The 14884-nt window shown below is 44.8% G+C and carries 12 protein-coding genes; 8 read left to right on the top strand and 4 right to left on the bottom strand.

What is annotated here, in order from left to right; translation table 11 throughout:
* Window positions 1-89 precede the first annotated feature (89 nt).
* The 5 genes from MMA19_RS09955 (at window position 90) to MMA19_RS09935 (ending at window position 7346) form a co-directional block, all read left to right on the top strand.
* Window positions 90-812 (top strand): riboflavin synthase, encoded by a 723-nt coding sequence (locus MMA19_RS09955; protein ID WP_006075492.1) that lies wholly within the window; start codon window positions 90-92, stop codon window positions 810-812.
* 502 nt (window positions 813-1314) lie between these two features.
* Entirely contained in the window at window positions 1315-4212 is a 2898-nt protein-coding gene (locus tag MMA19_RS09950) for a pyridoxal phosphate-dependent class III aminotransferase (RefSeq protein WP_240206109.1), read from the top strand.
* Window positions 4213-4237: 25 nt separating this feature from the next.
* Window positions 4238-5482, top strand: coding sequence for a carboxynorspermidine synthase (locus MMA19_RS09945; protein WP_006075494.1), 1245 nt, complete (start codon window positions 4238-4240; stop codon window positions 5480-5482).
* Window positions 5483-5533: 51 nt separating this feature from the next.
* Entirely contained in the window at window positions 5534-6667 is a 1134-nt protein-coding gene (gene nspC, locus MMA19_RS09940) for a carboxynorspermidine decarboxylase (protein ID WP_240206108.1), read from the top strand.
* A 124-nt stretch (window positions 6668-6791) separates the two neighbouring features.
* Window positions 6792-7346: a DUF1439 domain-containing protein gene (locus MMA19_RS09935; protein WP_006075496.1), complete on the top strand. Its 555-nt coding sequence runs from the start codon at window positions 6792-6794 to the stop codon at window positions 7344-7346.
* Between the two features lie 57 nt (window positions 7347-7403).
* Here MMA19_RS09935 and MMA19_RS09930 read toward each other — a convergent pair whose 3' ends face one another.
* The 3 genes from MMA19_RS09930 to MMA19_RS09920 form a co-directional block, all read right to left on the bottom strand.
* Complete coding sequence (locus tag MMA19_RS09930) at window positions 7404-8417, bottom strand: LacI family DNA-binding transcriptional regulator (RefSeq protein WP_006075497.1); 1014 nt, start codon at window positions 8415-8417, stop codon at window positions 7404-7406.
* An 18-nt stretch (window positions 8418-8435) separates the two neighbouring features.
* Window positions 8436-9878: a sucrose-6-phosphate hydrolase gene (locus MMA19_RS09925; protein WP_240206107.1), complete on the bottom strand. Its 1443-nt coding sequence runs from the start codon at window positions 9876-9878 to the stop codon at window positions 8436-8438.
* Between the two features lie 107 nt (window positions 9879-9985).
* On the bottom strand, window positions 9986-11359 hold the full coding sequence (locus MMA19_RS09920; RefSeq protein ID WP_198558016.1) for a PTS transporter subunit EIIC: 1374 nt from the start codon (window positions 11357-11359) through the stop codon (window positions 9986-9988).
* A gap of 315 nt (window positions 11360-11674) precedes the next feature.
* Between MMA19_RS09920 and MMA19_RS09915 the strand changes: the two genes are divergently transcribed.
* Complete coding sequence (locus tag MMA19_RS09915; RefSeq protein WP_240206106.1) at window positions 11675-12616, top strand: DUF3179 domain-containing protein; 942 nt, start codon at window positions 11675-11677, stop codon at window positions 12614-12616.
* A 70-nt stretch (window positions 12617-12686) separates the two neighbouring features.
* Here the strand turns inward: MMA19_RS09915 and MMA19_RS09910 are convergent, their stop codons facing one another.
* Window positions 12687-13358, bottom strand: coding sequence for a type 1 glutamine amidotransferase domain-containing protein (locus tag MMA19_RS09910; protein WP_240206105.1), 672 nt, complete (start codon window positions 13356-13358; stop codon window positions 12687-12689).
* 119 nt (window positions 13359-13477) lie between these two features.
* Between MMA19_RS09910 and MMA19_RS09905 the strand changes: the two genes are divergently transcribed.
* Complete coding sequence (locus tag MMA19_RS09905) at window positions 13478-14362, top strand: LysR family transcriptional regulator (RefSeq protein WP_124939929.1); 885 nt, start codon at window positions 13478-13480, stop codon at window positions 14360-14362.
* A gap of 79 nt (window positions 14363-14441) precedes the next feature.
* Window positions 14442-14693 carry a DUF2999 family protein gene (locus MMA19_RS09900; protein WP_031497056.1) on the top strand — a complete coding sequence of 84 codons (252 nt, stop codon included), beginning with the start codon at window positions 14442-14444 and terminating at the stop codon, window positions 14691-14693.
* The last annotated feature ends 191 nt before the right edge of the window (window positions 14694-14884 follow it).

Below are 14884 nucleotides of genomic sequence, written 5' to 3'. Positions count from 1 at the left end.
CGTTTTTCCTTTCTACTCTCTTTATCTTCTTGATTCTTTTTGTAATGATGTCCGTACTAAAGGCACTTCACTAGTGAAATGAGGCATCTATGTTTACGGGAATTATCCAATCTGTCGCGACAATCGACAAAATTACTGATCTTAACGGCATTCGTACCTTTGAAATCGATTTTGAATCTGGGTTTTGCGTCGATGTTGAAATTGGAGCCAGTATCGCTGTGGATGGGGTATGTTTAACTGTTACCGAAATTCAAAGTGAAACGCGTCTCTCTTTTGACGTCATGCTTCAGAGCCTGAACATCACCACATTGAGTGCATTTGAAGAAGGCCAGAGAATCAATGTGGAGCGTGCGGCAAAAGATGGCGCAGAGATTGGTGGTCATCCGCTTTCAGGACACGTGGACTTCAAAACGCCATTGGTTGCTATTCATCAACAAGAAGATAATTACCGTATACAATTTCAGTTGCCAAAAGAGTGGAAACCATACGTGTTCCCTAAAGGCTATATCGCTATCAACGGGGCAAGCTTGACGGTTTCAGAAGTAGATAAGCAAGAAGGGTGGTTTGATGTGTGGCTGATTCCAGAAACTCGCCGTATGACGACCTTTGAAGGCAAACTGGTGGGTGATGACGTTAATATAGAGATTGAGCGTGGCACTCAAGTTGTTGTTGATACCGTGCGCGATACAATTGCTGACACTTTAGGCCCACTGTTACCGATGTTTGAAAAATTCTTGGAACAAAATGGTGTTGACGTAGATACCATAGGCCAAGCGACCACCAAACGCCTAAGCGATCAAAAGGATAAGTAGCAAAATAAAATAACGCCGCCTCCCATAAGGCGGTTTTTTTATCTAACCAATTTCATATTTTTGGTAGTTGTTTCCATAAGTTAGACAAAACGTAACTGGAGAAAACGGTTGCGATAATAATGATTTCTATGTTACTTTCCCGCGCAATCTCGGAATGAATCTGGGGGAGACGCGTTGTGACCATTCAAGCTGATTGTGACACAACGTAGGGTAGGTACTGGTTATGCCAATAACCAGTAGACGGGATACTGATGCCTAGAAGGGCATGTTAATGGGAAACCCAACATTGAAACAGATTAACTCACACTCAAAAATCAGCTTTGTACTTCCAAACTGTGTATTGCGCTTAAACCGTAGTATCACAGAGCCTTGATTTCAAAACGCTAATACCTTTCTAAATGAAGAAATTCATTTAGGTCTTTGTCACATCTGAAATACGGTGGGACTTGTTTTGCTATGCGCGTAGCGAGTGATTTCGCACGCCTAATCTAGGTTACAAAAAATGAGTACAGCATTCGAATTTGATTCCAAAGAATTCGCGTCTTCAATTTCGGTACACGTTCCACACGTTGAAGGCATCTATGACCTGACACCTGATCAGGTTCTACTTGATCAAGCGGAGCACGAATCAGAAGTTCGTTCCTATCCGCGACGTCTGCCTATCGCCATCAAGCGAGCATTTGGTGCTTTGGTGGAAGACACTCGTGGGCAAATCTTTCTTGATTGTCTTGCTGGAGCAGGCACGCTTGCGATGGGTTACAACCATCCTGAAATCAATCAAGCTCTCAAACAGCAGCTTGATTCAGGTTTACCGTACCAAACTCTTGATATTACGACAGAAGCGAAAGATCGTTTTATCAAACGAGTGAAAGCGTTTCTACCGCAAGAATTCGCTGACCAATCGGTGATTCAGTTTTGTGGCCCTTCGGGTGCTGACGCTGTTGAAGCCGCTATCAAATTGGCGAAGCAAACTACGGGTAGAAATACTATGTTTGCCTTCCGCGGTGCATATCATGGTATGACGAATGGCACCATGGGCATGATGGGTAACCTTGGCACCAAAGCTCGTCGTACTGGGCTGATGTCCGATGTTCACTTCATGCCATTTCCTTATAGTCTTCGTTGTCCGTTTGGTCTTGGTGGCGATGCGGGCGCAAAACAGAGTATTCGTTATATCGAACGACTATTGAACGATGATGAAGCCGGTATCATGAAACCAGCTGCCATTATTGTTGAGCCAGTTCAAGGAGAAGGGGGCGTTATCCCTGCTCCGGCGTTTTGGCTGAGAGAACTACGCCGACTTTGTGATGAGCATGAGATCTTGCTCATTTTGGATGAAATCCAGTGCGGCGTAGGCAAAACAGGCTACCGTTTTGCATTTGAAGAAGCGGGGATTAGCCCAGATATTCTTTGTTTATCCAAAGCGATTGGCGGCGGCTTGCCGATGTCGCTACTGGTATTTAACAAAAAAGTGGATACGTGGAACGCAGGTGAACACACGGGCACGTTCCGCGGTAATCAACTGGCCATGGTTTCGGGCGAGAAAGCACTTGAGATCATCGAGCGCGACAATCTTGTTGAGCATGCCAGAGTCGCTGGAGAGTATTTACGTCTTGGCCTCAACAAAATAAAGCAACGTGTAGACTGTATTGCTGAGGTTCGCGGCAAAGGACTGATGCTGGGCGTCGAGATTGTCAAGCCAACGGGTGAACACAACAAGTTTGGTGAACCTGTTGCCGATGGTCAGCTTACTCTAGACATACAGCGCGCCGCGCTAGAACGCGGTTTGATGGTTGAAAAAGGTGGGCGTGATGGTGCCGTTATTCGCTTTCTTCCACCACTAATCATCAGTTTCGAGCAGATCGATTTTGCATTACGCACTATTGAAGAGGCTATCGTTGTAGCCGGTGGCGGGCAAAAGTCACAGCAAGATAACAAAGCAAAGTCGTGGAAAAAGTACTTCATCCACACGGGTGTGCAAGGTGCGACCGAGTTTTCTCAGGTAATGAATCACACCACTCAAGCGATGAAAGAAGTGTTTGAGGGCGTCTCGAAACCGTATTCGGGATTAGATCCAAAAGTGCTTGAATCGGCCATTAACAATGTCAATCTTGACGGCAGTCATCACGATCTACAACGTGTTGTTGATGAGACTGCAAGTTTGGTTGCAGACCATTCAATATTCACTCAACACCCTAATTGTATTGCACATTTGCATACACCACCTTTAATGCCGGCTGTCGCTGCAGAGGCGATGATCGCGGCGTTGAATCAATCTATGGATTCTTGGGACCAAGCATCGGCGGCAACTTATGTTGAGCAGAAAGTACTGGATTGGCTTTGCGAGCGCTATGAGCTTGGTGCGTCAGCAGATGGTATTTTCACCAGTGGTGGCACACAGAGTAATTTAATGGGTCTTCTGTTGGCACGTGACCGAATTGCGGATGTGACGGATGGTCATTCTATCCAAAAGCAAGGTCTTCCGAGTTATGCCGATAGACTTCGTATTGTCTGTTCCGATAAGTCGCATTTTACGGTTCAAAAGTCAGCCTCGTTGTTAGGCTTGGGTGAAAAAGCCGTGCACTGCGTTGCAACCCACGACAACGGCACCATCAAAACGGATGCACTTATCACTGACTTACAAGCGATGAGAGCTGAAGGCTTGATACCTTTTGCTTTAGTCGGAACAGCAGGGACGACAGATCACGGCGCTATTGATGATCTAAACTCTCTCGCCACCATTGCTGCCGAAAACCAGCTTTGGTTTCACGTTGATGGTGCTTACGGTGGCGCCCTTATTCTAAGCAGTCACAAAAACAAGCTTAATGGTATTGAAAAAGCGGACTCTGTCAGCGTCGATTTCCATAAACTGTTCTATCAAACCATCAGTTGTGGCTCGTTGCTGGTAAAAGATCGCAGCAACTTTAAGTACCTGCTTCATCATGCGGATTACCTCAATCGAGAGCACGATGAGCTGCCAAACTTGGTCGATAAATCCATTGCTACAACCAAGCGTTTCGATGCTCTAAAAGTCTTCATGACGATGCAAAACGTTGGTCCACAGGCACTAAGTGATATGTATGACCATCTGATGGAACAAACGCAAGAGGTGGCCAAACTTGTTCAAGCGCATGAACGATTTGAGCTATTGGCACAGCCATCATTATCAACGGTCTTATTGCGCGTTATTAATCATGACGTCAACGATTTGAATGAGCTGAATAAAGCGATCCGTTTACAAGCACTAACACGTGGCGTTGCGGTGTTAGGGGAAACGGTATTGAACGGTCAGTCAGCACTGAAGTTCACGATTCTAAACCCATGCTTAACGCTCTCAGATTTTGAGAGCCTACTGAATAACATTGATCAGTTAGCACTTGAGCTAGCTAACTCGTACTAACCGATAAACAGAATAAGGAAAGAAAATGGCAGTTTTACAGATTGGCGCTGGTGGTGTTGGTTGGGTAGTCGCGCACAAGGCGGCTCAGAATAACGATGTATTAGGTGATATTACGATTGCGTCACGCACCGTCGCGAAGTGTGAAAAAATCATTGAATCCATTAAAGGCAAAAACAACTTAAAAGACACGACTAAAAAGCTAGACGCTCGTGCCGTTGATGCGGACGATGTTGAAGCGCTGGTTGCCCTGATCAATGAAGTGAAGCCAGACCTAGTGATTAACGCGGGTCCTCCTTGGGTAAACATCACCATCATGGAAGCGTGTCTGCAAGCGAAAGTCTCTTATTTAGATACTTCTGTCGCTGTCGATCTATGCTCGGAAGGTCAGCAAGTTCCTCAAGCTTATGATTGGCAATGGGGTTTCCGTGACAAATTCAAAGAGGCAGGTATCACGGGTATTTTAGGCGCAGGTTTTGATCCTGGTGTTGTAAGCGTATTTGCAGCTTACGCAGTGAAGCATTTATTCGATGAAATCGACACCATCGATGTTATGGATGTCAATGCTGGCGACCACGGTAAAAAGTTTGCCACTAACTTTGATCCAGAAACCAACATGCTAGAAATTCAAGGTGACTCTTTCTATTGGGAAAACGGTGAATGGAAACAAGTTGAATGCCACACTCGTATGCTTGAGTTCGATTTCCCATTAGTCGGCAAACACAAAGTTTACTCAATGGCACATGATGAAGTTCGTTCTATGCAAGAGTTCATTCCTGCAAAGCGCATCGAGTTCTGGATGGGCTTTGGCGATAAATACTTGAACTATTTCAATTGCATGCGTGATATTGGTCTACTTAGCCCTGACCCTCTAACTCTACATGATGGCACTGTGGTTCAGCCACTACATGTGTTAAAAGCACTGCTTCCAGACCCAACTTCTTTGGCACCAGGTTACACAGGTAAAACTTGTATCGGGACTTGGGTTCAAGGTAAGAAAGATGGTAAAGAACGTTCTGTATTTATCTACAATAATGCAGACCATGAAGTGGCGTACGAAGATGTAGAGCATCAAGCCATTTCTTATACAACGGGTGTCCCAGCCATCACGGCGGCACTGCAATACTTCCGTGGTCAATGGGCAGACGCTGGAGTGTTCAATATGGAGCAATTAGACCCTGATCCGTTCCTAGAAACCATGCCTGAAATCGGTTTAGATTGGCATGTTCAAGAGCTGGAAGTCGGTGCTCCGGATATCAAGATTCTTAAATAAAGTGACAGACCCTAGGTAGCTATCTAGGGTCTTTAAACTTAGGTCTACAAAATGATTAAAAACGAACTCAAAACTCCATACTTCATGATTAATGAAGGCAAACTGATTGATAACCTAGAGAAAGCAAAACACCTCAAAGAGGTCTCTGGCGTAAAGCTAGTGCTGGCGCTTAAGTGTTTCTCAACTTGGGGTGTGTTTGACATTATTAAACCATACTTAGATGGCTCAACCAGCAGTGGTCCATTTGAGGTAAAACTTGGTTACGAGACGTTTGGTGGTGAAACGCACGCATACAGTGTTGGTTATACCGAAGACGACGTACGCGAAGTGGCTGATATTTGTGACAAGATGATCTTCAACTCGCAGTCTCAATTAGCCGCTTATCGTCATATCGTTGAAGGCAAAGTGTCCATTGGTTTACGTCTTAATCCGGGGGTGAGCTATGCGGGACAGGACTTGGCCAACCCTGCTAGACCGTACTCTCGCCTTGGAGTGCAAGCCGATCATATCGACCCAACGATCTTCGATTCTATCGATGGTGTTATGTTTCACATGAACTGTGAAAATAAAGATGTCGATGCATTTATCGGTTTACTTGATGCTATTTCAGAGCGATTTGGTGCTCATCTAGATAAGCTCGATTGGGTTAGTATGGGGGGCGGTGTGTTCTTTACGTGGCCTGGTTATGATATCGATAAACTTGGTGCTGCATTGAGTGCGTTCTCGAAAAAGCATGGTGTGCAGCTCTACCTAGAGCCAGGTGAAGCGATCATAACTAAAACGACTGACCTTGTTGTTACCGTTGTGGACATTGTAGAAAATGAGAAAAAGACGGCGATTGTAAATTCTGCGACGGAAGCGCATCGTCTGGACACGCTCATATACGATGAACCCGCTTCGATTTTAGAAGCCAATTCAGAAGGTGATCATGAATACGTCATTGGCTCATGTTCTTGCCTAGCTGGTGACCAATTCTGTGAGGCCAAGTTTGATGAGCCGTTAGAGGTGGGGCAACGACTGCATATTATGGACAGTGCTGGCTATACCATGGTGAAACTCAACTGGTTTAATGGTCTGAAGATGCCGTCAATCTACTGTGAGCGCTCAAGCGGTCAGATCGAAAAGCTTAATGAGTTTGGTTACGATGACTTTAAATGCTCATTGTCACGGTGGTCGATTAGCTAAGTTATTCTGACTAAGTTAACACTTGCCTGTGACACAAAAACACCCTACCTTTTAATAAAATAAAGCAGACTCAAAGGTCTGCTTTATTTTCTCTTATTCCGATATTCTGAGAGTGCCACCCGTTATGAAAAACAGATTCGCCAAACTCCTCTGGGCTTCATCAGTGCTGTTATTGTCAGGTTGTGTGAGTTACAGCATCACTGAACAAGAAATGACGAATTATCTCAATGACAACCTACAACTCAACCAATCTATTGGTGTTGAAAACGTCATGTATGCCAAGCTTTCAGTCGATGATCTTCAGGTCAAAATTGGACGCTCTGACGCTGATCGTGTAGCGGTATTTGCCAACACCAAGGCTCAACTACAGTTATTGGATGAACAGGATATTAACCTTGATTTGGATATAGAGTTCAGTGCCATACCTAGATATGAACAAGAAAGTGGTGAGATTTTTCTACAATCACTCCGCCTAGAAAAAATTGATCAAGAAGGGCAGCTTCTAACCCCAGAAATCAAGAAGCTGATTAAGCCCGCAGTAAGTATGATTGGTGCCGCTGTATCTACCTATCCTGTTTACAAACTCGATAGCAATACGGTTAAAGAGGCGCTACTGAAATCCTCTAATCCAGAAGTTGTGATTAAGAACAACCAGTTAGTAATAGAGTTTTTCGAATAGCTTCTTATAGCCCGTCAAATGATCACTCGTTAAACGATAATCAAATATGGCTGCGCTTTAACTGAGTTTAGGCGCAGTACTGTCTCTTACTTCGAGATGGTAGGGAATAAAGCTTACGTGGTCGGTCAAATCCAGATCGGGCTTTTCAATCAGCATATGCAGTAAATGTGCACTGGTTTTACCTGACTCCTCAAAGTCATAAACCAGCGAGGTAATCTTAGGGTTGTAATAACGAGACATATTACCACCACCAACGCCACACACGCTGACATCCTCTGGGACCTTAAAGCCATGTTCAAGTAAGTAGGTAATCGCACCAATAGCCATTTTATCATTGGCAGCGAAAATAGCGTCTGGGCGCTGCATTCGCTCTTCATAAAGTTCCTGACAGGCGGTATAACCACTTTCTACAGAGAACTCACCATTGACCATCATATCGGCAGAAATGGGTAATCCATGCTTTTCTAAACTGTTTAAGTAACCTTGCTTTCGTTTCACACCCACAGATACGTCACTTTCAGATACACCGATAAGCGCAATATTACGATGTTGCGACGCTACAAGATAGTCAATGATCTCTTCCACCGCCGTCACTTCGTCGAACAGCACACAAGGTGTTCCATCGGTAGTGGATTGCCCCATAACTACAACGGGTTTGCCTACCTTTCTGATTTTTTCTTTGTGCTCACTCGTAATCGTAGTCGCGATTAGGATGATGCCATCGACTTGCTTTTCTGCAAATAAATCGAGAAATTCTAGCTCGCTTTTTATGCTGTGGTTGGTGTTACCTAAGATGATACTGTAGCCGTTATTGGCAAAGTATTGATCAATGCCAGCGATGTTGTCACCAGAGGAAGTGGCGTTTATTTTTGGAAGAATAACCCCGATAGTCTGACTGCGTTTTGAATGCAGTGCTTTGGCCAAGGCGTTGGGGCGATAGCCCGTTTCATCAAGCACTTTTTGAATGCGCTTTCGAACGGGCTCACTGACATAACCAGAACTGTTCAAGACACGGGAAACACTTGAAATTGAAGTTTCTGCTAACTTGGCTATTTCTTTAATTGTCGCCATTTCCCGTTATTCCTTTGGTCAGTAGTCGTATTTAATAAAGCGCTTGATTATACATGACTTTCCAGTTTCAAGTGTGATTTTTGACTGTTCGGCTTGCGGGAAAACGCGTGATGTAAACACGGCTTCACCATGATTGATGAAGACTTCAACAATAGACTGATCAAAGAAAATCTGCAGATTGAGGGATTGCTCACTGTCTACTTTGCACTGTCGTTTCCCCGGTAAATAGTCGGAGTTTGAACGATCTAAAGTGACTACGCCAGTCTCTGTTTGATAGTTTAATGCCAGCCAACGGTCACCTTCATCAGCTAACTTGATCGTGACATCATCAGTAATATGCTCGATATCAAGATTCAATTCAAAACAGTGGTTGCTGTCCAGAGATAAGTGATTCTGATTGGTAAGTTGCACCTCTTCAAACGAAGACATCGCACCGCGCAAAGATTCATGCTCGCGAGCGGGTTGTTGATACACCTTCCCATCAACGACGGAAAGCTCTCGCACTAAGGATAAAGCGTGAATCCAGTCATTGGTGACGCTAGGTTGTTCATCTTCCTCAGGAATACCAACCCAAGCACTCATCAGGCGGCGTCCATCATTGGACTCGGTGGTTTGCGGAGCATAAAACTCAAACCCATGATCAAGTGGCTCAAAGTCGCCGTGTGTATAGCACGTATTTAGGTAATCCATCTTACCTACAAAATAGCCATTATTATGGCGATTTTGGAAGCTTAATCCGTTGGGCTTAATTCCTTGTGGGCAACCTATCAAAACATCAGTGTTATCTAGGTGGAACAGATCTGGGCATTCGAACATATAACCAAAGTCGTGAAGTCCGTTGATCTGGTTGCCGGCAATTGGGCCGAGAAACGTCCAGTTAGAAGCATCTTTTGAGCTAAAAAGAAGTACCTGACCAAGTTCATCATTTGTCTGAGCACCAAGAACGCAATACCAAGTGCCATCGTGTTGCCAAATTTTAGGGTCGCGAAAGTGCGCCGTATATCCCTCAGGTTGTTTTGGGATAACCGGGCCTATTTTCTCGAAATGAATGTTGTGGCTATCAATAGATTTGGCGAGACATTGAGTAGTAAGACGAACATCGTCGTCGGTTTTTACATTTCCGGTATAGAAAAGATGAAGTCGCTCATCCAATACGAACGCGCTACCTGAGTAGCAGCCGTGGCGATCGTAGCTTTCGTCTGGGACTAATGCTTGACCTTGCAGTGTCCAGTTTACTAGATCCTGACTGGTGCTGTGTCCCCAATATTTTGCCCCGTGCTCACAAGCGTGTGGGTTCCATTGGAAAAACAGATGATACTCTCCATCGTATTCAATAAAGCCGTTTGGGTCATTAATCAGTCCGTACGGTGCAGTTAGGTGAAACCGTGGGCGCAAGTGGTCAGTGTTTGGTTGGTGCGACACTGAAGATTCGCTTTGTGAACACAGTTCTGTTGAAGTCATTGCTATTAATACACTCTGTAGTTGGACTTGTTGCTAACATTGAATTATTCAATGTTTTAAAACGAACCGTGGCGGTGACCCTAAGGTACACCGCCACGAGGGGAAGTTTACTTATCTAAAGCAACCGTCATCGTTGCTTCGTTGCTTGTTGGCTTTACTAGTAATTTAGTTAGCATTGCTGCGCTACCCATACCAATAACAATCATCACTAGGTACATACCAAGACCATTGCCTAAGTAGGCAGGAATAGCTGGAATGAAAGTGACACCCATAACAGATGGTGCGATGTGCATGATGGTTGCGAATGCACCCGCAATGGCACCGCCGATGATACCTGATACAAATACACGGCTATTAGTTAGCGTCACACCAAACAGAAGTGGTTCAGTGATGCCGAAGAAACACGGTACGATTGAAGAGTAGTTAAGCGCTTTTTGTTTCTTATCTTTGATCGACATGGTGTAGGCAATCGCTGCGCCTGCTTGACCTGCCATTGATGCAGTAATCAGTGCATTTAATGGGTTGATCTTGATAGTCGATAGGAAGTTAAGCTCTACAACCATTAAGCTGTGGTGAAGACCCGTTACAGTTAGAACCTGTTGTAGACCGCCAAAGATTGCACCGCCGATGCCCATTGGTAAGTTAATAATTGATTCTGTAGAAACCATTACGCCATGTTCAACAATGTTGAATACCGGGCCAATAATGAATAGACCTGCTAGCATGCCAATAGTGATCGTCAAAAATGGAGTAAAGATCAGCGAAACCACTGATGGCATCCATGAGTTAATCCAACGCTCTAGGTTAGCGCCCAAGATACCTACAATTAGAGCTGGAATTATGGTGCCTTGGAAGCCTTGAATCTTAAACATACCAATGCTCAGCATTTCTGCGTTACCGCTTGCCACATCCCATGCGTTTGGCAGCATCGGTGCGATAAGCATTAGACCCAGCACCATGCCGATAACAGGCGTACCACCAAAGCGTTTAAAGGCAGACCACACGACAAGCGCTGGTAGGAAGATGAATACCGTATCAGTTACAACTTGCGTCATAGTGAGTAGCTCAGGAGAGAACTCAAAGCCTAGCTGTTGGGCGAATCCGCGTAACCCCATGAACAGACCGGTCGCAACCAGCACGGGAATCAAAGGAATGAATACGTCTGCTAAAGAACGCAGGGCCTTTTGGAATGGGCTCATGTTTTCGTAAGCAGCGCCTTTCGCGCTCTCAAGTTCGCCATCTAGTTCTTGCTGGATAAGGGCGAAGACCTTGTTAACTAAGCCTGTGCCAAGGATGATTTGGTGTTGGCCCGATTGGAAGAAGTAACCAGCTACATTATCTGTTGATTTGATTTGGTCGACATCGATAAGTGCATCATCTTTTACAACAACACGAAGTCTTGTCGCGCAATGTTCTAGGGCTCGAATATTATTTTTTCCGCCGAGAGCCGCAAGCAAGCGGACCGCGATTTTCTTATTCATTTGTTCTATCCTGATACGTTTTAAGAAAAGGTTTTCACATAACATGAAAAGGTTTTCATGTTTCAATGTGGTAAGGTTTTCACATTTGCATCATTCGATCAACTTGATCAGTAGGATTAAGTATAGTTTTTATTTATGGTTTTGAAGCTTGTCACAATTGTTGAGCAGCTCAACGCGGCGTTTGTTATGTCGAATAAGCACTAGGGTGCTATGCGTATTAATGCAAATTGTTACTTTTGTTCTAGACGACAATTGAAAGCATTGCTGTAGTTGGCGGGTCTATATGACCAGTCTTCTTGATTGGAGGAGAGGCAAATGCAGCTGCGATTAACTCTTTTGGTCTTCATATTGTTGTCGTTTCCGGTATCACTATTGGCGAAGGTGCTCAATGGATTCAACATAGACAATGCATCTGTGCCCTCACAATTCATTCAAAAAGGTGGGCCACCTAAAGATGGCATTCCGGCACTCAATCAGCCCGAGTTTATTAAAGGCAACGAGGCAAAATTTATGCATGCACAGGATATCGTATTGGGGTTGCAGGTTGGTGATGTGGTGAAGGCGTATCCTATTCGAATTCTCAACTGGCATGAAATCGTTAATGACCAATTCAGCGGAACACGTTACGTTATCAGTTATTGTCCATTGTGTGGCAGTGGAATGGCATTTCTTAGCCAGCCGACGGGAGAGCGTGACGCTCTGGATTTTGGAGTTTCTGGTTTGTTGTATAACTCGGACGTACTTATGTACGACCGCAAAACCGAATCGCTATGGTCGCAAATTCATGGTGAGGCTATAGCTGGAGCATTAGTTGGCCGTAAACTCAAACAAGTGCCGCTTACACTTAGTCGTTGGTCGAATTGGCTGGCTCGTTACCCTGACTCGCTAGTTCTCTCCACCAACACAGGTTATCAACGCGATTACCAGAGAGATCCTTATGCAGGTTATGGAAAAAACGCTGCCATCTACTTTCCTGTAGCGAATCAAGCACCCAATGAGTATCACCCGAAAGAGATGGTATTAGGGTTTAAAGTGGAGCAGTCAACTATCGCGTTTCCATTTAGTGAGATATCTCAGTTAGCAACTCAGCAGCAAAGCTTTGAATTGGGCGGGGATCGCTATTATGTTCACTGGGATAGCAGCAACCAGTCAGCTTGGATAACTGATGAGAAGGGTGAAACCCAACCATCAACCTTACTATTTTGGTTCGCGTGGTACGCTTTTTATCCAGAGACACAAGTCTATAAATGGCAATAGACAACAATACGTGTCGTGAGAACGTTGCGTTACGTTAACACGACACGAACGGTTACAGCTGTGACAAAAGTTAGGATAAAGCCGCTACGATCGCTTTTCCGACAGCGTGTGCGCTGGTTGGGTTTTGGCCTGTGATTACACGTTCGTCAACAATTACAAACTCTTGCCAAGGTTGTACTTTGCTGTACTGAGCAGCGGTGCGTGCCAGTGATTCCTCCAGTAAGAAAGGAATATCGCCGATAGTGCCGAAGTCGATTTCTTCTTCTCGTGTAAATCCAGTGACTGACTTCGATGCCAGTAATTTGTCGCCATTGCTCAGAGTAATAGGTAGAAGAGCTCCGGGGCCGTGACACACTGCTGCAATTACACCACCTTGCTCATAATGAGTAGCTGCAAGCGCAGCGAAATCCTCGTTACTTGATAGATCAGATAGCAATCCAAACCCTCCCGGGTAAAAAATAGCATCGTAATCATTGATATTGATTTGCGAGACAGGAATGGTGTTGTTAATACGATTCTGAAACGCCTCGTCCGTTAGGATTTCTGTATTGACACTGTCACCCTCGATGTCAGTACCGTAAAGTGGCGCTTTGCCACCTTTAATGGATGCGATTTCATAGTCATGACCTGCCGACTGGAGTTCACGTAAAGCGTGAGTGAGTTCTGGAGCGTAAGTTCCGTTTGCTTGGTCTGTCTCACCTAATGTTGCATGGTTAGTGACGGGAATAAGTACCTTTTTCATCGTTATGTCCTTCTGGCTGATTCGTTGTTGTAATTACCTTAGTTATACTAATTGCTAACTGATTTGGTGATAATATAGCTAAATGACAAAATATTATTGCTATATGACAAAGGTGAGATGTGGATAGCTTTGAAGGAATCAACGAGTTTGTAGCGGTAGCAGAAAGCCACGGTTTTTCTGCGGCAGCTAAGCAACTTGGTTGCAGCACAAGTCATGTGAGTCGACAGGTATCGCGTTTAGAAGAACGCTTGGGCGTCGCTTTGCTTGCCCGCTCCACTCGAATGGTAAATCTCACACAGGCGGGGCAGGTGTATTATCAGCAGTGCAAAGACTTAGTTATTGGACTTCAACAAGCTAACGAGCAGCTTAGTTCCGAGCAAATACAGCTAAATGGCACTTTAAGGGTGAGTGCCGCTGGTGCGTTTGCCGAAAACTACGTTGCTCCTGCATTGATGGAATTTGCGAAAGGGTACCCGGAACTGACGGTTGAGATGGATTTTGATACTCGAATGGTCAATTTCATCGAAGATGGTATCGATTTTGCGATTCGGTACGGCCGATTAAGTGATTCGGGATTAGTTGCACGGAAGCTGGTGGACAGGCCAATGGCAGCCGCGGCCAGTCCTGAATATCTAGAACGATACGGAGTACCAACTCATCCTGATCAACTTCGACACCATAGCTGTATCATCGCGAATAATGACCATTGGGTATTTGAAGATAATGGCAAACCGATGGGGAGTATTCGAGTAGATGGACGTTGGCGCAGCAATAACTCCAGTGCTGTGGTCAATGCTTGTGAACAGGGGTTAGGCATTGTCTATATGCCAAAAAGCAGTTTTAGTGACGCTTTCCATAACGGGCGACTGGTTCCCGTCTTAACACCCTATTGGGGCAAAGGCTCTAGTAGTTGGATTGTTTATCAGAATCGACGGTTTTTGCCAATGAGGGCTCGTTTAGCGATAGACTACTTGGTTTCGCATTTCGCCAACTGGCAGGAGTGATGGAATCGGGTAGTACCCAGTTAAGGTCTCAAATGATAAACTGCGGGCAATTTCATTTGATATTGATAAAGGTAGTGAAATGAATCCAATAATTGCAATGCTAAAAGAGAACAACATCAGTGATGAGCAAATCAGTGAAATTTTTGAAGTACTGACACAGAACCCTCTTGCAGCAATGGCAACAATCAGCCAGCTTGGTTTGCCACAAGAGCAGCTTCAAGCGCTAATGGGTCAAGTTATGCAAAACCCTGCGTTGATCAAAGAAGCCGTTGAAGAGTTAGGACTTGATTTCGCAAAAGTTGAAGCAGCAAAAGAGCAACTTCAAAAGTAATCGTTTGAGATTCCTCGTCGCCGTTTCAGGGCCTGCAGGCTCTCAAATGGCGGCTTGACTTACAAAGCGCCCACAACATCCTTTTCCTTATCGATCCATTTCGCCAGCGTCATTGTCCATACTTAACAATACAAAATCTAAGTTGCTTCTGTGAAACGAAATTAATACCCTTTTAGGGTTATTTCTTACCC

Source organism: Vibrio sp. CyArs1 (genome assembly GCF_022432925.1).
In the GTDB taxonomy this organism is placed as follows: domain Bacteria; phylum Pseudomonadota; class Gammaproteobacteria; order Enterobacterales; family Vibrionaceae; genus Vibrio; species Vibrio mediterranei.
The sequence above is the reverse complement of the archived record's forward strand: the minus strand, read 5'-3'. Positions and strand labels throughout refer to the sequence as shown.